Origin of the sequence: Sphingomonas sanxanigenens DSM 19645 = NX02 (genome assembly GCF_000512205.2) — a bacterium.
GTDB classification, from domain to species: Bacteria; Pseudomonadota; Alphaproteobacteria; order Sphingomonadales; family Sphingomonadaceae; genus Sphingomonas_D; species Sphingomonas_D sanxanigenens.
This window is the reverse complement of sequence record NZ_CP006644.1, coordinates 333,590-350,727: the sequence shown is the minus strand read 5'-3', so window position 1 is coordinate 350,727 and position 17,138 is coordinate 333,590. Positions and strand designations below refer to the sequence as shown.

Below are 17,138 nucleotides of genomic sequence, written 5' to 3'. Positions count from 1 at the left end.
CCTAGGGAACAGCTGGACGCTTCCTGCCGACATTTTGCCACGGTTGGCCGATCCAGCGCGAAAGAACATCGCGCGCACGCCACATCAAAGGCACGCGATCCGCCGCAAGGCCCGGCAGCGTCGCCGGGTCCAACCCCGCCCACGGCAGGAACGGATTGCGGCGGCTATAGCTCCAGATTTCGACACGGATCGACGGTCTAACCGAATGGCCGCGTGCGTGGAAGCCACATGTATCCGCGACGATCACCGTGTTGGCCCGGACGGCAAACGCGGCCGGCTCCGGCAACCCCATTGCGCGAAGGTCTTCGGGCGACACCCGCATCGAGCCACGCGCCGACAGATGATCGACCCCATCGGGGGCAAGCACGCTGCGCTGCCGCTCCCACGCCAAACGCTCCGGCGTCAGCCTGTGCGAGCCCGGTACGTAGCACAGCGGCCCCTCATCCTCGGCAACGTCGGTGAGGAAGAACCACGCCTTCATCGTCGGGTGGAACGTGTCCGCGTGGAACGCCGTTTGCGGATCGGCCGGCGCATCCGCCCGATGCGTCAGGATCGTCTGGACATAATGGACGGGTTCGCTGTCGTGGCTCGCGACATAGCGCGCCAACCCGCGCCAGCGCGGATCGTCGAGCAGCGCCGAAACGCCGGGAACCGCACGCAGAAACGCGCTGTCGATCGCGATGCGACGGGTGATCGTATCGCCCTGCAGCATCTCGCGCGCGGGTGCTTCATGGTTCAGCACTGCCTCGCGCAGCGCGTCGAACACCGGCTGCGGCAGGGCGTTGTCGATCCGGACGAAGCCGTTGGCATCGAATTCGGCAAGCTGCTCGGGCGTCAGCCGCGCCGCCATGCGCGCCCGGCGAATACCCGCCATGCGGTGGGCGAACGCCATGCGGCGCACATGCAGCCCGGCGCGGTTCAGCCGCTTCGAGCCGATCAGGGGATTGTCCTTGAACGATTTTGCTCCTGTTGCAAGTTGCAGGAGCCACCATGGCAAACCCAGGACAGTGCGTAGCGGTCTCGCGCTCATCGGTACCATACGATCGGAGCCGTTCGTGACGGCGATAGCGCCCCTCATGTGTCCTCACGCCGCATGTTGCAATCGTTCACTGATCTAGACGGCGGCGGCGAGCGACTCCCGCACCCGCAAAAGCGCGGTGGATTGTGGTTCTTTCTCGCCGAGCAACGCGAACGTGCCGTTCAGCTCGAAAAAGCAATGGCCATGGACGGTTGCGACGAGCGATCGGGCGAGCGCCGGCGCCTCGCCGACCCGGGTCGGCGGCAGCACGCGGGCGATCTCAGCGGCGACGATGCCGGTCAGTTCGCCGCGTTCGGCGGCATAATCCTCGGGCATCGGCTCGCCGGCCGGCGGGCGATGGTCGTAGATCGCCATCCACAGGTTGGTGTTCTCGCGCGCGAAGCTGAAATAGCCGCCGACCAGGGCCGCGATGCGATCGTCTGGCCGGTCGGCCAGGCGGCTGCGCAGATGCTCCGCCCAGAGGCGGAAGGTCAGCGTGTTGATCGACAGCATCAGCCGGTCGTGCGTGCCCATCACATTGTAGACGGTGCCCACCGAATAGCCGATCCGCTTGGCCACCTCGCGCGCGGAGAAGCGCGCAAAGCCGACCTCCGCCATCAGGGCATGCCCTTCGGTGACGATGAGGCTTTCCAGCTCAGCCCGGCTATGATCCGATCGCCTGCCCATGGCGGTCCGCCTAGGCGTGAAATTGATCACTGTCCAATTTTTTAATTGAACGGTGATCAATTGTGGATTAGACGGTCGGTGCATATCTGGAGATGCGTTCATGCTGTTCGCCTATGCGCTGATCATCGTCCTCGCGGTGCTGCTGCTCGACACCCGCAGCAAGCTTGCCGCATTGCGGCAGCGACTCGACCTGCTGGACGGCCGCGACCGCATGCCACGACCGCCCGAAGCTGCCGGCGTCGCGCAGCCGGTGGGCGGTCGGGAAGGGCAGTCCCGGCCGATACCGGCGGCAGCGCCGGGCGACGCCCCGACACCGACCCGCGCTGGCGAATACGCACCGGACCCGATCGGCGAACCCGACGACGCCATCGAACAGCCTGCGGCGCAATCCGCAGCCAACGCGGCGCCTGTCGCCCTGGAAAAGCCGGTCGCCCCGGAGGCGCCGGGCGCGCAGGAAACGCCGGACGCAACGCCCCCCGCCCCTCCCCGGCCCGTCCGCGCACCCAGGCCGCCGCGGCAGCGGATCAGCTTCGAGGAATTGTTCGGCCGCCGCCTGCCGATCTGGGCCGGCGGCGCGACGCTCGCGGTCGCGGGCGTGCTGATCGTCAAATATTCGATCGATGCCGGGCTGCTCTCCCCGCTCGTCCGCGTGATCATGGGGCTGCTGTTCGGCGCGCTGCTGATCGGCGGCGCCGAAACGGCGCGGCGGTTCGAGGCCAAGGTCCGCGATCCGCGGGTCGCGCAGGCGCTGTCGGGCGCCGGCATCGCCAGCCTCTACGCGTCGATCCTGATCGCCGCCAACCTCTATGGGCTGATCTCGCCGGCATCGGCGTTCTTCGGGCTCGCCGGCACCACCGCGCTCGCGCTCGGCCTTGCCTTGCGCTTCGGTGCGCCCAGCGCGCTGCTCGGGCTGATCGGCGGCCTTGCGGCGCCGGCGCTGGTCGGCTCGACCGAACCCAATGTGCCGCTGCTCGTCACCTATCTCGCGCTCGCGATCGGCGGGCTCGGCACGCTCTCGCGCGGCCAGCGCTGGGTGTGGCTCGGCGTCGGCGCGCTGATCGGCGGCTTCGGCTGGGGCGCGGTGCTGCTGCTGACCGGCGCGCTCGATCGGTTGAGCGCGGTCTCGCTCGGCCTGTTCCTCGTGCTGCTGGGCGTCGGCCTGCCGATGCTCATCGCCAGCGGCAAGCTGCAAACCTTGATCCGCGGCGTCGCCCCGCTCGTCGCGGCGGCGCAGATCGCCACGCTGGTCGCCACCGGCGGCTTCACCTTGCTGCACTGGGGCCTGTTCGCGCTGATCTCCCTCGCGATCATCTGGCTCTCGACGCGTGACGCGAAGCTCGCGCGCCTGCCGGTGCTCGCGGTCGCCATCGCGCTGCTGCTGTTCGGCACCTGGCCCGATCCCGCGATCCGCGACTTCGCCATTGCCGCGATCGGCCTCGGCCTGATCTACGCCATCCCGGCGCTGGTCCGGCTGTGGCGCAGCGGCGGCAGCATCGTCGAGGCGGCGCAGATCGCCGCGATCGCGCTCGCCGGCCATGCCGTCACCCTGTTCCAGTTCCGCCTCGGCGACATGAGCCGCGACACCCCGCTCGCCCTGATCGCGCTGGCGACGGCGCTGCTGCCCGCGTTCGCCGCCGCGCTCGGCTGGCGTTCGGCGGAGCGGCGCAACGACCTCCGCTTCGTCACGCTGGTGAGCGCGGTCGCGCTGCTGATCGGCAGCGCCATCATCCTGGGCCTCGCCGAATGGAGCTGGACGCCGATGATCGCGCTGATCGCGGGCGGGTTGCTGCTGCTCGGCCGCGCAGCCGGTGACGGACGGATCGAGCCGGTCGGCTGGGTTGCAGGCCTCGGCGCCACCCTGCTGCTGGTCGCCGGCGATCATGACGTGATCGACCAGTTCAACCGCATCGCCGGCCTGCCGGCGCATGTCACGCTCGTGCCGGCGCTGCTGCGCCGGGGGGCGCTGACCGCGGTCGCCGGGCTTTATGCCTGGGGCGCCGGCCACCGCATCACCCGCGGGGTCGCGCAGGTGCTGGCTTTGCTGTTCGGCTATGGATTGATCGCGCAGGTCGTCCCGCCGACGCCGCTGCCGCTCGTCACCGCCGGGCTGCTCGTGGCGATCGCGGCGGCGGCGCGGGCGCGGCCGCAACTGCCGATGCTGCCGGCGCTGGGCGCGGCGCTGTTCCTCATCCTCGCCTGGGCCGCCTTGCCCTTCGCCCATTGGGCGGGGCCGGCCTATGTCTCGCTGATCGGCGAACCGCTGCTGACGACCGATCTGCCGGCGCTGCGCGACACGCTGCTGCGGCTGCTGATCCCGGCCATCGCGATCGGCGGGGCGCTGTCGCTGCTTGCCCCCCGACTCACCTCCATCCCGCGCCGGATCGGTGCCGCCGCCGGCCTCGCGCTGGCGATCGGCGCCGGCCACATCCTGTTCAAGCAGATCTTCGACATCGACAGCCAGGAGGCCTTCACCCGCCTCGGCCTGGTCGAGCGGACCTGCTGGGAGGCCCTGCTCGCCGCCGCCGGCATCGCGATCTGGCGCCGGCACCGGATCACCGGCCGCATCGTCATCGGCGCGGCGCTCGCCCATTTCGGCTGGTACACGCTGATCGTGCACAACCCGCTGTGGTGGGACCAGGCGGTGGGCGGTTTGCCCGTGCTGAGCTGGCTGCTGCCCGCCTATGGCCTGCCGCTGGGGCTGCTGTGGGCGTCCGGCCGCTACGAAGCGGAGGCCGTGCGCCGCTTCGCGACGCCGCGTGCGATCGCGCAGATGCTGCTGATCGGCGTGCTCGCCGCCTCGGTGCTGCGCCAGATCTTCGCCGGCAACCTGCTGACCGTTTCCGGCGTCAGCGCGTTGGAGGATATCTCGCGCTCGGTGGTGACGATCGCGCTCGCGATCGGCTTCCTGCTGTGGGGCATCGCCAAACGCGCCCGCCTGTGGCGCGTCGCTTCACTGCTGCTGATGATCGCGGCGGTGATCAAGGTGTTCCTGTTCGATGCCGCCGGGCTCGACGGGCTGGCGCGGATCGGATCCTTCGTGGCGCTCGGCTTCAGCCTGATCGGCATCGGCTGGCTTTACAGCCGCCAGCTCAGCCGCGATCAAGCCCCGGAAAAAACGATGAAAGAAGGAGCTAACTGATGTCGGCGCCCGATATCTCGCTGCTGGCCAAGCGCCGCTTCGCCCCGATCTTCGTCGTCCAGTTCCTCGGCGCGTTCAACGACAATGTGCTGAAGTTCGCGATGCTGTTCCTCGCCAGCTTCACCTTGTTCCGCGACGCGCCGGAGAAGGCCGAGCTGCTGGCGACGATCGCCACCGGGTTGTTCATCCTGCCCTATTTCCTGTTCTCCGCGCTTGCCGGCCAGATCGCCGACGCGTGGGACAAGGCGCGGCTGGTACGGCTGGTGAAGGCGGCCGAAATCCTGTTCATGGGCATCGGCCTCGCCGGCTTCTGGTTCCAGTCGCTGCCGCTGCTGCTGCTCGCGCTGTTCCTGATGGGCTGCCATTCTACCCTGTTCGGCCCGGTCAAATATTCGATCCTGCCGCAGCATCTGGGCCGTCATGAGATCATGGGCGCAACCGGGCTGATCGAGGCGGGCACCTTCCTCGCCATCCTTGGCGGGCAGCTGCTCGCGGGCGTGCTGCCGCCCTGGGAGGCGGGGCTTGCCGCCACCGGCCTCGCCATCCTCGGCTTCGCCGCGAGCCTTGCGGTGCCCCCCGCCCCGCCGCTGCGCCATGACGTGGTCATCGATCGCAATCCGCTGCGCAGCACCTGGAACGTGCTGGCGGCGGCGCATGGCGGGCGCGGCATCTGGCTGTGCATCCTCGGCATCAGCTGGTTCTTCTCGGTCGGCGCGGTGCTGCTCGCCGGCTTCGCGCCGCTGGTCTCGAGCGTGCTGGGCGCGGAGCAGCAGGTCGCGACCCTGTTCCTGCTGATCTTCTCGATCAGCATCGCGGTCGGATCGCTGATGGTGAACCGGTTGCTCCAGGGCGAGGTCTCGGCGCGCTACGTGCCGCTCTCCGCGCTGCTGATGGCGGCGTTCATGGTCGGCCTCTGGCTGGCCACGCGCAACTATCCGACCCCGCAGATCGCCGCGGATGTCGTCGATTTCGCGCGCGCGCCGGCGAGCTGGCCGATCCTGCTGTGCCTGGTCGGCATCTCGTTCGCGGGCGGCATGTTCATCGTGCCGCTCTACGCGATCCTGCAGAGCGCCAGCCCGCCCGAGGAACGCTCCCGCATCATCGCCGCCAACAACATCGTCAACGCGGCGGTGACGGTGGCGGTGGTCGCGGTGACGGTGGCGCTGCAGGCGACCGGCACCGGCATCCCCGGCGTGATCGGCGCGCTCGGCTTCGCCACCTTCGCCATCGCACTCATCAGCTGCTGGCTGCTGCCCGAAACGATGATCAAGTCGCTCGTCCGCTCGGTGCTGACCCTGCTCTACCGCGTGGAGGTGACGGGCGCCGAGAATATGCCGGCGCCGGGCGAGCGCGCGGTGGTGGTGGTCAACCATGTCTCCTGGCTGGACGGGTTGCTGCTTGCCGCCTTCCTGCCCGGCAAACCGCTGTTCGCGGTCCACAGCGCGGTCGTCGCGCGCTGGTGGATCAAGCCGGCGCTCAGTCTGTTCCGCGCCTTCCCGGTCGATCCGACCAACCCGATGTCCGCCAAGGCGATGGTGAAGGCGGTGCGCGAGGGCAATACGCTGGTGATCTTCCCGGAAGGCCGGATCACCGTGACCGGCGCGCTGATGAAGGTTTTCGACGGCCCCGGCATGGTCGCCGACAAGGCCGACGCCCCGATCGTGCCGGTGCGGATCGACGGCGCGCAGTTCAGCCCGTTCTCGCGCCTGGCGGGCAAGGTGAACCGCCGGCTGTTTCCCAAGATCAGCCTGACGGTGCTGCCGCCGCGCCGCTTCGCGATCGAGGGCGAGATGACCGCGCGCACCCGCCGCGCCATTGCCGGCCGCCGTCTCTACGACGAGATGAGCCGGATGATCTTCGCGACCTCGGACATCGACCGGTCGCTGTTCACCGCGCTGCTCGACGCGCGCCACATTCATGGCGCCGGAACGCACGTGGTGGAGGACATCAAGCGCACGCCGCTGAGCTATGGCCGGCTGATCGCCGGCGCGCTCGCGCTCGGCCGCCGGATCGAGCCGCGTACGCGCGCCGGCGAGGCGGTGGGCGTGCTGCTGCCCAATGTCTCGGCGGTGGCGGTGACCTTCTTCGCGCTGCAGGCGATCGGCCGCGTGCCGGCGATGCTCAACTACACCGCGGGCGCCGCCAATGTGCAGGCGGCCTGCACCGCTGCCGAGGTCCGCACGGTGCTGACCGCGAAGGCGTTCGTCGAACAGGGCAAGCTTCAGCCGCTGATCGCGGCGCTCGCCGGGCAGGGCATCGCCGTCCTCTATCTGGAGGATGTCGCCGGCGAGATCGGCACGGGCGCCAAACTGCGCGCGCTGATCGCATCGCGCTTCGCCCGCCGCAGCCACAGCCGCCGCGCGATATCTGCCGACGCGCCGGCGGTGATATTGTTCACCAGCGGATCCGAAGGGCTGCCCAAGGGCGTGGTGCTGAGCCACCGCAACCTGCTCGCCAACTGCCACCAGCTGGCGGCGCGAATCGACTTCAACGCGGCGGACGTCGTGCTCAACGCGCTGCCGGTGTTCCACAGCTTCGGGCTGACCGGCGGCACCCTGCTGCCGGTGCTGAACGGCATCAGGACATTGCTCTATCCGAACCCGCTGCACTACCGGATCGTCCCCGCGCTGGCCTATGATGCCAACGCGACCATCCTGTTCGGCACGGATACCTTCCTCGCCGGCTATGCGCGGATGGCGGGCAATTACGACTTCTTCGCGATGCGCTACGTGTTCGCCGGCGCCGAGCGGGTGCGGGACGAGACGCGCAAGGCGTGGAGCGAGAAGTTCGGCATCCGCATCATGGAGGGCTATGGCGCAACGGAGGCGGCGCCGGTGATCGCCGTCAACACGCCGATGCACTTCCGCGCGGGCAGCGTCGGCCGGCTGCTGCCGGGGATCGAGGCGCGGGTGGAACCGGTGCCGGGGATCGACGAGGGCGGCCGCCTTTCGATCCGCGGGCCCAACATCATGGCGGGCTATCTGAAGGCCGACGCGCCGGGCGTGCTGCAGCCGCCCGCGGAGGGCTGGCACGACACCGGCGACATCGTGACGATCGACGATCTGGGCTTCGTCACCATCCGCGGCCGCGCCAGGCGCTTCGCCAAGATCGGCGGCGAGATGGTCTCGCTGCCCGCGGTGGAGGGTTATGCCGGCGCGGTCTGGCCCGAGGCCGAACATGCCGTCGTCACCCGCGCCGACCCGCGCAAGGGCGAACAGCTCGTATTGTTCACCACGCGCGCCAATGCGGCGGTCTCGGAGCTGCAGGGCTGGGCGCGGGCCAATGGCGTCGCCGAACTCGCGATCCCGCGCGATATCCGGTCGGTCGAGGCGTTGCCGGTGCTGGGCACCGGCAAGCTCGACTATGTGACGATGGCACAGATGGTGGCCGGGTAAATGGCACCGCCGCGGTCGGGCGCGGTCCGGCAGCGCCGCGCCGATGGCGTTCAGCCCGCGTCCGGCCGGAACGCGCCGAGCGCTGCCAGGTCGGCCGGCGTGTTGATGTTCGGCTGGGGCTGGTCGCTTTCGACTGCGGTCGCGCCCACCGACGCTGCGAAGCCGCGCACCGAGCGGCGGGGATCGGTCGCGAGGAAGGCCGCGAGCGCGCCGGCCAGCGACACCGGCCACAGCCCGATCACCGGCTGTGCGGCGAGATAGCAGGGCGGCGTGGTGAGCAGGGCGGCGGGCACATCGAGGCAATCGACGCTGCAACTCAGCACCGCGTCGTGACCCTCCGCCGCGGCATGGCGCAGCGCGCCGCACAAGCCGCCGAGCGGGCCGAGGTCCGGCGCCGGCCAGTCGGCGATGCCGGGCACGTCGCCCGCCGCACGACCGACGACCGCGACCGCATCGACATGCGGACGCAGCGCCGCCAGCGCATGATCGAGCAGGGTACGTCCCTCGAAACGCGCCAACGCCTTGTCGGACCCGAAGCGGCTGGAGCGGCCGCCCGCGAGGACGACGCCCAGCCGGCTCATGCGATGCTGCCCCAGGGATCGCTGAGAACGAGCATCGAATCGCGCCGGGCGAGTGCCGCCAATGTGAGCCCTGCCGCCCGCGCGCGTTCGACCGCGAGGCTGGTCGGTGCGGAGATGGTGACGAGCAGCGGGCAGTTCGCCCGTGCGGTCTTCTCGACCAGTTCGTAGCTGCAGCGCGAGCTGAGCAGGATGAAGCCGTCGCTTGCCGCGATGCCGCCCCGGACCAGCCCGCCGAGCAATTTGTCGAGCGCGTTGTGGCGGCCGACATCTTCGCGGACGAGGCGGATGCGGCCATCGGCGTCGCAGAAGGCGGCCGCATGCGCCGCACCGGTGGCAGCGCTCAGATGCTGATGCGCCGGCAGCGCGTCGAGCGCCGCGGCGATCGCGGCGCGGTCGGTCGAGATCCGCGACGTGACCGGCGGCAGCGGCCGCAGCACCTGCTCGATATTCTCGATACCGCACAGGCCGCAGCCGCTTTCGGACACGCGCGTCCGCGCGCGCGCCAGCACCGGTTCCATCCCGTCCTGCGCCAGCGCGATGCGGACGATCCAGCCGCCGGCGACGGCATGGACATCGACCGCGTCGATATTCTCCGCCGCCTCCGCCAACCCATCGGACAAGGTCAGCCCGACCGCCAGATCCTCGAGGTCCGCCGGGGTCGCCATCATCACGGCGTAGCCGATGCCGTTATATTCGATCGCGACCGGCGCCTCGACCGCGATCTCGCGGGCGAGCGCCGCATCCGCGCCGCCATCGAAGGCGACCCGCCTGGTGTCGAGCGGGATCGCGGATGCGGTCATGCCGCCGGCTTCAGCGCTTCAGCCGCTCGGCATGCCAGGCGACATGCTCGGCCATGAAGCTGGAGATGAAATAATAGCTGTGGTCGTAGCCCGGCTGCATCCGCAGGGTGAGGTCGATGCCTGCCTCGGCACAGGCTTCGCGCAGCAGTTCGGGCTTGAGCTGGGTTTCGAGGAAGCTGTCCGCCTCGCCCTGGTCGACGAGGATTTCGGGCACGCGTGACCCATCCGCGATGAGCGCGCAGGCATCGTAGGGGCGCCACGCCTCGCGATCGGCGCCGATATAGCCGGTCAGCGCCTTCTCTCCCCAGGGGCAGTTCATCGGCGACACGATCGGCGCGAAGGCGGAGACCGAACGGAAGCGGTCGGGGTTGCGCAGCGCGATCGTCAGCGCGCCATGGCCGCCCATCGAATGGCCGGTGATCGACTGGCGGGTGAGGTCCGCCACCGGCAGATGCGTCGCGATCTGCGCGGGCAGTTCGTCCTCGATATAGGCGCGCATCCGGTAGTTCGCCGACCAGGGTTCCTCGGTGGCGTTGACATAGAAGCCGGCGCCGAGCCCGAAATCATAGGCGCCCTCGGCGTCGTCCGGCACGCCATCGCCGCGCGGGCTGGTGTCCGGCGCGACGAAGATGATGCCATGTTCCGCGCAGGCGGCGCGATACTCGCCCTTCTCGGTGACGTTGGCGTGGGTGCAGGTGAGGCCGGAGAGATACCACAACACCGGCAGCTTCGCGCCTTCCTCATGCTCGGGCACGAACACCGAAAAGGTCATCGGCGTCGCCGTCATCGTGGAATCGTGGCGGTACACATATTGGGTGCCGCCATGGGCCTTGGTGGTGGAAAGGGTTTCCATCAGATTCTCCGGCTCGTTCAGAGCGAAGGTAGGAAGAAGAAGGCCCTCACCCAACCCTCTCCCCCAAGGGGAGAGGGCTGGCAGCCCTCCCTCTCCCCTTGGGGGAGAGGGTCGGGGTGAGGGGCCGAGCGCAGCGAGGCTCTGCCTTCTTTGTGTTAAAACACCACCACGCTGCGGATGCTCTCGCCCGCGTGCATCAGGTCGAACCCCTTGTTGATCTCCTCCAGCCCCAGCACGTGGGTGATCATCGGGTCGATCTCGATCTTGCCGTTCATGTACCAGTCGACGATCTTCGGCACGTCGGTCCGGCCCTTGGCGCCGCCGAACGCCGAGCCCTTCCAGACGCGGCCGGTGACGAGCTGGAACGGGCGCGTCGAGATTTCCTTGCCGGCCTCGGCCACGCCGATGATGATGCTCTCGCCCCAGCCGCGATGGCAGGCCTCGAGCGCGGTGCGCATCACGCCGGTGTTGCCGGTGCAGTCGAAGGTGTAGTCGGCGCCGCCGTCGGTCAAGGCGACGAGGTGCTGGACGAGATCGCCCTCCACCTTGGTCGGGTTGACGAAGTCGGTCATGCCGAAGCGGCGGCCCCACTCCTCCTTCGCGTCGTTGATGTCGACGCCGATGATCTTGTCGGCCCCGACCATCCTGGCGCCCTGGATCACGTTGAGGCCGATGCCGCCCAGGCCGAAGATGATGACGTTGCTGCCGGGGGTGACCTTGGCGGTCTTCACCACCGCGCCGACGCCGGTGGTGACGCCGCAGCCGATGTAGCAGCTCTTGTCGAACGGCGCGTCCTCTCGGATCCTGGCGACCGCGATCTCGGGCAGCACGGTGAAGTTCGAGAAGGTCGAGCAGCCCATGTAGTGGAAGATGGTCTGGCCCTTGTAGCTGAAGCGGCTGGTGCCGTCCGGCATCAGCCCCTTGCCCTGCGTGGCGCGGATCGCGGTGCACAGGTTGGTCTTGCCGGACAGGCAGCTTTTGCACTGGCGGCATTCGGGCGTGTAGAGCGGGATCACATGGTCGCCGGGCTTCACGCTGGTCACCCCTGCCCCCACCTCGCGAACGATGCCGGCGCCTTCATGGCCCAGCACCGAGGGGAACAGGCCTTCGCTGTCGAGCCCGTCGAGCGTGTAGGCGTCGGTGTGGCAGATGCCGGTCGCCATGATCTCAACCAGCACCTCGCCGGGCTTCGGCCCTTCGAGATCGAGCTCGACGATCTCCAGCGGCTTCCTGGCTTCGAACGCTACGGCGGCACGGGTCTTCATCGCAGGGTCTCCCTTGTCTCGGCGCGCCTATGCCACGGCGATCCGCTCTTGTCGCGATTCGGGGACGTCGCCTAGGGACCTGAAGGATTGCCAAGGAGGTCCCATGACGACGCTGCCCACCCGCACGATCGGCCCGCTCACCGTTTCCGCCATCGGCCTCGGCTGCATGAACCTCAGCCACGCCTATGGCGTACCCCCCAGCGAGGCGGACGGCATTGCGCTGCTGCAGCACGCGCTGGATCGCGGCATAAGCTTTTTCGACACCGCCGCGGTCTACGGCTCGGGCGACAATGAACGGCTGGTGGGCAGGGCGATCATGCATCGCCGGCAATATTTCACGCTCGCCAGCAAGTGCGTGCTCCACGCCGAGGATGGCCCGCGCGGGCTCGACGGATCGCCGGCGATGATCGCGCGGACGCTGGACAATGCGCTCGGCCGTCTCGGGACCGACCATATCGATCTCTATTATCTCCACCGCCTCGACCGCGACGTGCCGATCGAGGAGTCGGTCGGCGCGCTGGTCCGCGCGAAGGAGGCGGGCAAGATCGGCGCGATCGGGCTGTCCGAAATGTCCGCCGCGACGATCCGGCGCGCGCAGGCGGTGCATCCGATCGCCGCGGTGCAGACCGAATATTCGCCGATGGTCCGCAACCCCGAGATCGCCGTGCTCGACGCCTGCCGCGCGCTCGGCATCGGCTTCGTTTCCTTCTCGCCGGTCGCGCGCGGGATGCTCGCCGGTGCCGTGCGCGACGCCGATTATGCGCCGGGAGACATCCGCGCCGGCATGCCGCGCTTCACCGGCGCCAATCTCGCGCACAACCTCAAGACCGTCGATGCATTCGACGCGCTGGCCGCCGAAGCCGGCATCACCCCCGCGCAGCTCTCGATCGGCTGGGTGCTGGCGCAGGGCGGCGACATCGTGCCGATCCCCGGCACCACCAGCATCGCGCACCTCGACGAGGACATCGCCGCCGCGACGATCCGGCTCGCGCCGGATCTCCTCGCCGCGGTCGACGCGCTGTTCGTGCCCGGCGCGATCCGCGGCCCGCGCTACAACGCGGCGATGCAGGCCTGGGTCGAAACCGAGACCTATCCCGACGAGGAACTCGCGCCGGTGGCGGCCTGAACCCAGGCGCGGAGCGAGCGATGCACGCCTTCCTCGATTTCGAAGCCTCGTCGCTCGGCAAGCAGGGCGTGCCCATCGAGGTCGCATGGGTGTTCGAGGATGGCAGGGCGGAAAGCCACCTGATCCGCCCCGCCCCCGGCTGGACCGACTGGTCCGCCGAGGCCGAGGCGATCCATCGCATCGCGCGCGAGACATTGGTCCGCGAGGGGGCGCCGCACGATGTCGTCGCGCAGCGGATGATCGAATGCCTGGAGGGGCATGACCTGTTCGCGAGCGCGCCCTCGTGGGACGGAAAATGGCTGAGTGCGCTGCTGCGGGCGGCAGGACTGCCGCGTCACACGCTGCGGCTGCGCGCGACCGAGGCGGCGCGCAGGGAAACCGTCGCCGGCATCATCGCCCCGCATGTCGGCGCGGCCTCGCTCGACGACCTGGTCGAGGACATATTGACGCTGCTCGACGTCCGCGCGCGGGACGACGACCCTGCCCACCGCGCGCTGCCCGACGCGCGCGTGGAGCAGCTTCACTGGCTGGCGGCGCGGGATGCGGCGCTGGCGTTCGTCGCGGGCGGCGGCGGCTCCAGCAGCAGCGACCAGCCGGCCGGCAGATAGTCGGTCGACATGTAGAAATAGAAGGCGCAGCTCTTGTCCGGACGATAGCTCGCGCCCTTGACGATGCCGAAGGCGGTGGTGCCGACGAACACCGGCGCGCCGCTGTCGCCGCCGCGGCAATGCGGCCCCGCCACCGTCACCCACGTCGGCAGGCAGGCGCCGCCGCAAAGCTCGCCCGCGGGCGCGAAATCGACCAGTTCGACCTCGGCGCAATGATAGCCGGTCTTCTCGCCGCGATGGCAGACGAAATCCCCCGCCCGCGTCGCCTCGCGCGAACGCTGGCCGGTCACCGGGCGCAGCCGGGTGCGCGCGGTATCCGCGTAGAAGAGCGGCTGCAGCGGCCCCGGCGCGAGATGGACCTGCACGTCGCGATAGCCCCAACCCCATTGCGCGACGAAATCGAGCGGGGTCTCGCCGCCGGCCGGGTCGAAATGGCTGATCGTGTCGACGCAATGCGCCGCGGTGACGATGCCGTGCCGGACGCCGTCGGTGACGACGAAGCCGGTGGTGCAGAGCTTGCGCCGCTCGTCGTCCGGATCGACGCCGATGAGCCGCGATCCCCCTTCGACGCCGAGGTTGCGGTCCTCGCGGTCCTGCAACCGGATCTGTACCGGCACGCCGGTGATCGCCTCGATCTTCTCCCGCAGCGTGTCGGCGCCGCCGCGACTGCGCGCGGTCGACTGGTTGACGGCGATCACCAGTTCGCCGGTGCGCGGATCGAAGCCCATCGACGGCGCGCGGCTGAACAGTGCGCGGATCTCCGCCTGATGCGTGGTCATCGCCCAGACGACGCGATCGCGCGTGGCGCGCGCGCCGATGCGGAAGATCACCGGCACGTCCAGCCCGCCCACGTGCAGATGTTCGGGCGCGACCGGCTCGGCGCCCGTGAGATAGACGTTGATGCGATAGGCGGGGCGATGCTCGATCGAAATGCCGGCGAGGCGCCCCCGAAAGCGCGCCTCGATCCGCTCGGTCGCGGCAACGCTTTCGGCCTGGGCATGAAGCCGGCGCAGCGCGACCGTCGTCGGCACGTCGTAGAGCGCGGCATATTCGGCGGCGTCGCGCGCCAGCGCCTCGATGGGCGTTTCGACGAGTGCTGGCGCGGGTGCGGGCAGAATCCGGATCGGGGGCGCCGGTTCGGGGGGCGCGATCACGGGCGGAGCAGCAGCGATGGCCAGCGCTGCAATCGGGACGATCAGGATCCGCACGACACGAGCCTTAGAGCATCCCGTGCCGGATCGGAATATGGCCCCGGCCGGGCTCGAAGCCGACGGATGGGTCGAGACCGCGATCGACGAAACCGGCCGGCGACGCGGGCAGACCCCGTTGCGCGGTACCGGGCAGAGCGATGTCGCGACGATCGCGCTCCATCGAACGCCGGGCTTCGCGTTGCAGCGCGAGACCGATATCATCGCCCTCGTCCGCGCCGATCACACCCTCAGCCGATCCAGTTCGGCATCGACCGCGCCGGCATAGCCGGCGCCGAACAGCCGCAGATGCACGAGCAGCGGCCAGAGCCGGTAGACCGGCAGCCGATCCCGCCAGCCGGGGTCGAGCGCCATCGCGTCGAGAAAGCGCGGCGGCGGGCGATCGAACAGGGTGAGCATCGCCACATCGACTTCGCGGTCGCCATGATAGCAGGCCGGGTCGATCAGCCCGCCGATGCGCTTGCCGTCGACCAGCACATTGCCGCCCCACAGGTCGCCATGGAGCAGGGAGGCCGGCGGTCGCGCCGGCAGGCGATCGCCAAGCCCCTCCGCGAGGCGCTCGATCCGGCCGGCGAGCGCGGGCGGGATGTGCGGCAGATGGCAGCGCAATCGCCGATCGGCCCAGAACGCCGGCCAGTCGGCGGCCTCGCCGTTCTCGATCGCCACCGGCCCGAAGCGGTGATCGCGGTGCCAGCCATAGGCGGCGCCCGTCGCGGCATGGATCGGTGCCAGCGCCGCCGCCAGCGCCTCCCACGCCGGCCCGGCCAGCCGCCCGTCATTGGGCACATGCTCGATCAGCAGCAGCGTGTCGGAGACGGCGAGCACCGCCGGCGCGGGTCCGCCGGCTGCCGTGAGCGCCGCCAGCATCTCCGCTTCCGCCCGCGCGGTGTCGCCGGCCTTCGCGACGACGCGTTCGCCATCGACCGGCGTGACCAGCCAGATGCCCGAGATATCGCCGCCGGCCAGCGGCTCGAGCGCGGCGACCGCGCGACCGAGCAGATGCTCGATCGCCGCCCGATCAGGAGCCCTGGGCGCCGTCACCCAGCCCGCCGCCCAGCGCCCGGACCAGCGCGACATGCGCGCGCATCCGCTGCGCCTGGATCGAGATCGCCGCGCGTTCCGCCGCAAGTGCATCCGTCTGCGCGGTGACGACCTCGAGATAGTCCGAGGCGCCGTCGCGATAGCGGGTCATGGCGAGATCGCGGGTGCGCCCGGCGGCGGCGGCGGCATCGCGCTGGTCGTCACCCTGCGTCGCGAGATAGCGGTTGGCGGCGATCGCATCCTCGACCTGCCGGAACGCCCCGAGCACGGTCTCGCGATAGCCGGCCGCCTGCTCGTCATAATCGGCGCGCGACAGCGCGACCTGCGCGCGGCGCCGGCCGCCGTCGAACAGCGTCAGCACGCTGGAAAGCGGCCCGAGGCCCCAGAAGGTGCTCGGCGTCGAGAACAGGTCGCCGCGCGTCGTCGCGACGCCGCCGGAAAGGCCGAGCGACAGCGAGGGGAACCAGGCCGCGCGGGCGACGCCGATCCGCGCATTGGCGGCGAACATGCGGCGCTCGGCGGCGGCGATGTCCGGCCGGCGCTGGAGCAGTTCGGAGGGCGCGCCGGTCATCGGCGGCTGCGGCGGCTGCAGCGGCTTGACCTCGGCCGGAATCGAGAAGTTCGAGGCGACCGCGCCGACCAGCGCCGCAATCTCATGCTCCACCGCCGCGCGCTCCTGCGCGACCGCCGAGATCTGCGCCCGCGCGCTCGCGAGCACGCTCTGCGCCCGGTTGACGTCGATGCCGGAGGCGATGCCGCCCTCATGGCGGGTCGAGGTCAGCTCATAGGCGCGGCCGAAGGCCTCGACCGTCTGCCGCAGCAGCGCCTCCTCGGCATCGAGCCCGCGCAGCCGGAAATAGGCGTCTGCCAGCGATGCCTGCAGACTGAGCCGCGCCGCCGCGAGATCCGCCCCGCCCGCGTCGGCATCGGCACGGGCGGCGGACACGCCGTTGCGGATGCGGCCCCACAGATCGATCTCGTAATCGAGCGTGCCGCCCAGGGTGATCCCGGTATAGGTGCGCGGCACGCCGCTGCCGCCCAGCCCGTTGCCCGACGCGCGGGTGCGCGACACGTCTCCTCCGACATCGATGCGCGGGAACAGGTCCGAACGCGCGTCGCGCGCGATCGCCCGCGCCTGGTCGTAACGCGCGAGCGCCGCGGCCAGGGTCGGGCTGGCGGTCTCGGCGCGCCGTTCGAGATCGTCCAGCACCGGATCGCCGAACGTCTCCCACCAGGCCGCACGCGGTGCCGCGTCCATCGGCGCCGCAGCGATCCAGCCGGCGACCTCCTTGTAGGTCGCGGGCGCGGCGGTTTCGGGCGGGCGATAGTCCGGCGCCATCGAGCAGCCGGCGGCGAGCGACAGCGCAGTCGCGGCGAGCAGCGCGCGGACAGCCAGGGAGACCTGCATCACGGCGCC

At 70.1% G+C, this 17,138-nt stretch carries 14 protein-coding genes; 4 read left to right on the top strand and 10 right to left on the bottom strand.

Going from position 1 to position 17,138, the window contains the following annotated elements; translation table 11 throughout:
• Position 1: 1 nt before the first annotated feature.
• Complete coding sequence (locus NX02_RS01610; protein ID WP_025290473.1) at positions 2 to 1,030, bottom strand: phytanoyl-CoA dioxygenase family protein; 1,029 nt, start codon at positions 1,028 to 1,030, stop codon at positions 2 to 4.
• Positions 1,031 to 1,114: 84 nt separating this feature from the next.
• Positions 1,115 to 1,705 carry a TetR/AcrR family transcriptional regulator gene (locus NX02_RS01605; RefSeq protein WP_025290472.1) on the bottom strand — a complete coding sequence of 197 codons (591 nt, stop codon included), beginning with the start codon at positions 1,703 to 1,705 and terminating at the stop codon, positions 1,115 to 1,117.
• 100 nt (positions 1,706 to 1,805) lie between these two features.
• Here NX02_RS01605 and NX02_RS01600 point away from each other — a divergent pair, with 100 nt between their 5' ends.
• Complete coding sequence (locus NX02_RS01600; RefSeq protein ID WP_025290471.1) at positions 1,806 to 4,844, top strand: DUF2339 domain-containing protein; 3,039 nt, start codon at positions 1,806 to 1,808, stop codon at positions 4,842 to 4,844.
• Complete coding sequence (locus NX02_RS01595; protein ID WP_025290470.1) at positions 4,844 to 8,239, top strand: acyl-[ACP]--phospholipid O-acyltransferase; 3,396 nt, start codon at positions 4,844 to 4,846, stop codon at positions 8,237 to 8,239. The genes NX02_RS01600 and NX02_RS01595 overlap by 1 nt, the downstream gene beginning before the upstream one ends.
• Before the next feature lie 50 nt (positions 8,240 to 8,289).
• On the opposite strand, the gene mobA is transcribed toward NX02_RS01595, so the two are convergent.
• From mobA to NX02_RS01575, 4 genes are all read right to left on the bottom strand, one after another.
• Positions 8,290 to 8,820 carry a molybdenum cofactor guanylyltransferase gene (gene mobA / locus NX02_RS01590; RefSeq protein WP_025290469.1) on the bottom strand — a complete coding sequence of 177 codons (531 nt, stop codon included), beginning with the start codon at positions 8,818 to 8,820 and terminating at the stop codon, positions 8,290 to 8,292.
• Positions 8,817 to 9,620, bottom strand: a complete 804-nt coding sequence (gene fdhD, locus NX02_RS01585; RefSeq protein ID WP_025290468.1) for a formate dehydrogenase accessory sulfurtransferase FdhD — start codon at positions 9,618 to 9,620, stop codon at positions 8,817 to 8,819. Before fdhD ends, mobA begins: the two co-directional genes overlap by 4 nt.
• 10 nt (positions 9,621 to 9,630) lie before the next feature.
• Complete coding sequence (fghA, locus tag NX02_RS01580) at positions 9,631 to 10,473, bottom strand: S-formylglutathione hydrolase (RefSeq protein WP_025290467.1); 843 nt, start codon at positions 10,471 to 10,473, stop codon at positions 9,631 to 9,633.
• Positions 10,474 to 10,628: 155 nt separating this feature from the next.
• Positions 10,629 to 11,738: an S-(hydroxymethyl)glutathione dehydrogenase/class III alcohol dehydrogenase gene (locus tag NX02_RS01575; RefSeq protein WP_025290466.1), complete on the bottom strand. Its 1,110-nt coding sequence runs from the start codon at positions 11,736 to 11,738 to the stop codon at positions 10,629 to 10,631.
• 103 nt (positions 11,739 to 11,841) lie between these two features.
• Here NX02_RS01575 and NX02_RS01570 point away from each other — a divergent pair, with 103 nt between their 5' ends.
• Both NX02_RS01570 and NX02_RS01565 read left to right on the top strand, forming a co-directional pair.
• A complete protein-coding gene (locus NX02_RS01570) occupies positions 11,842 to 12,864 on the top strand; it encodes an aldo/keto reductase (protein ID WP_025290465.1) in 1,023 nt (340 codons plus the stop codon).
• 20 nt (positions 12,865 to 12,884) lie between these two features.
• Complete coding sequence (locus NX02_RS01565; RefSeq protein ID WP_025290464.1) at positions 12,885 to 13,472, top strand: 3'-5' exonuclease; 588 nt, start codon at positions 12,885 to 12,887, stop codon at positions 13,470 to 13,472.
• On the opposite strand, the gene NX02_RS01560 is transcribed toward NX02_RS01565, so the two are convergent.
• From NX02_RS01560 to NX02_RS01550, 4 genes are read right to left on the bottom strand one after another with little or no spacing between them, the layout of a single operon-like run.
• Positions 13,385 to 14,680: a chymotrypsin family serine protease gene (locus NX02_RS01560; RefSeq protein ID WP_025290463.1), complete on the bottom strand. Its 1,296-nt coding sequence runs from the start codon at positions 14,678 to 14,680 to the stop codon at positions 13,385 to 13,387. The two genes, NX02_RS01565 and NX02_RS01560, sit on opposite strands and share 88 nt — an antisense overlap.
• 10 nt (positions 14,681 to 14,690) lie before the next feature.
• The gene (locus tag NX02_RS32945) at positions 14,691 to 14,906 is read right to left on the bottom strand and encodes a hypothetical protein (protein WP_025290462.1); all 216 of its coding nucleotides are present in this window, start codon (positions 14,904 to 14,906) and stop codon (positions 14,691 to 14,693) included.
• On the bottom strand, positions 14,903 to 15,757 hold the full coding sequence (locus tag NX02_RS01555; protein ID WP_025290461.1) for a fructosamine kinase family protein: 855 nt from the start codon (positions 15,755 to 15,757) through the stop codon (positions 14,903 to 14,905). The genes NX02_RS32945 and NX02_RS01555 overlap by 4 nt, the downstream gene beginning before the upstream one ends.
• Complete coding sequence (locus tag NX02_RS01550; RefSeq protein WP_025290460.1) at positions 15,699 to 17,129, bottom strand: efflux transporter outer membrane subunit; 1,431 nt, start codon at positions 17,127 to 17,129, stop codon at positions 15,699 to 15,701. Before NX02_RS01550 ends, NX02_RS01555 begins: the two co-directional genes overlap by 59 nt.
• Between the last annotated feature and the right edge of the window lie 9 nt (positions 17,130 to 17,138).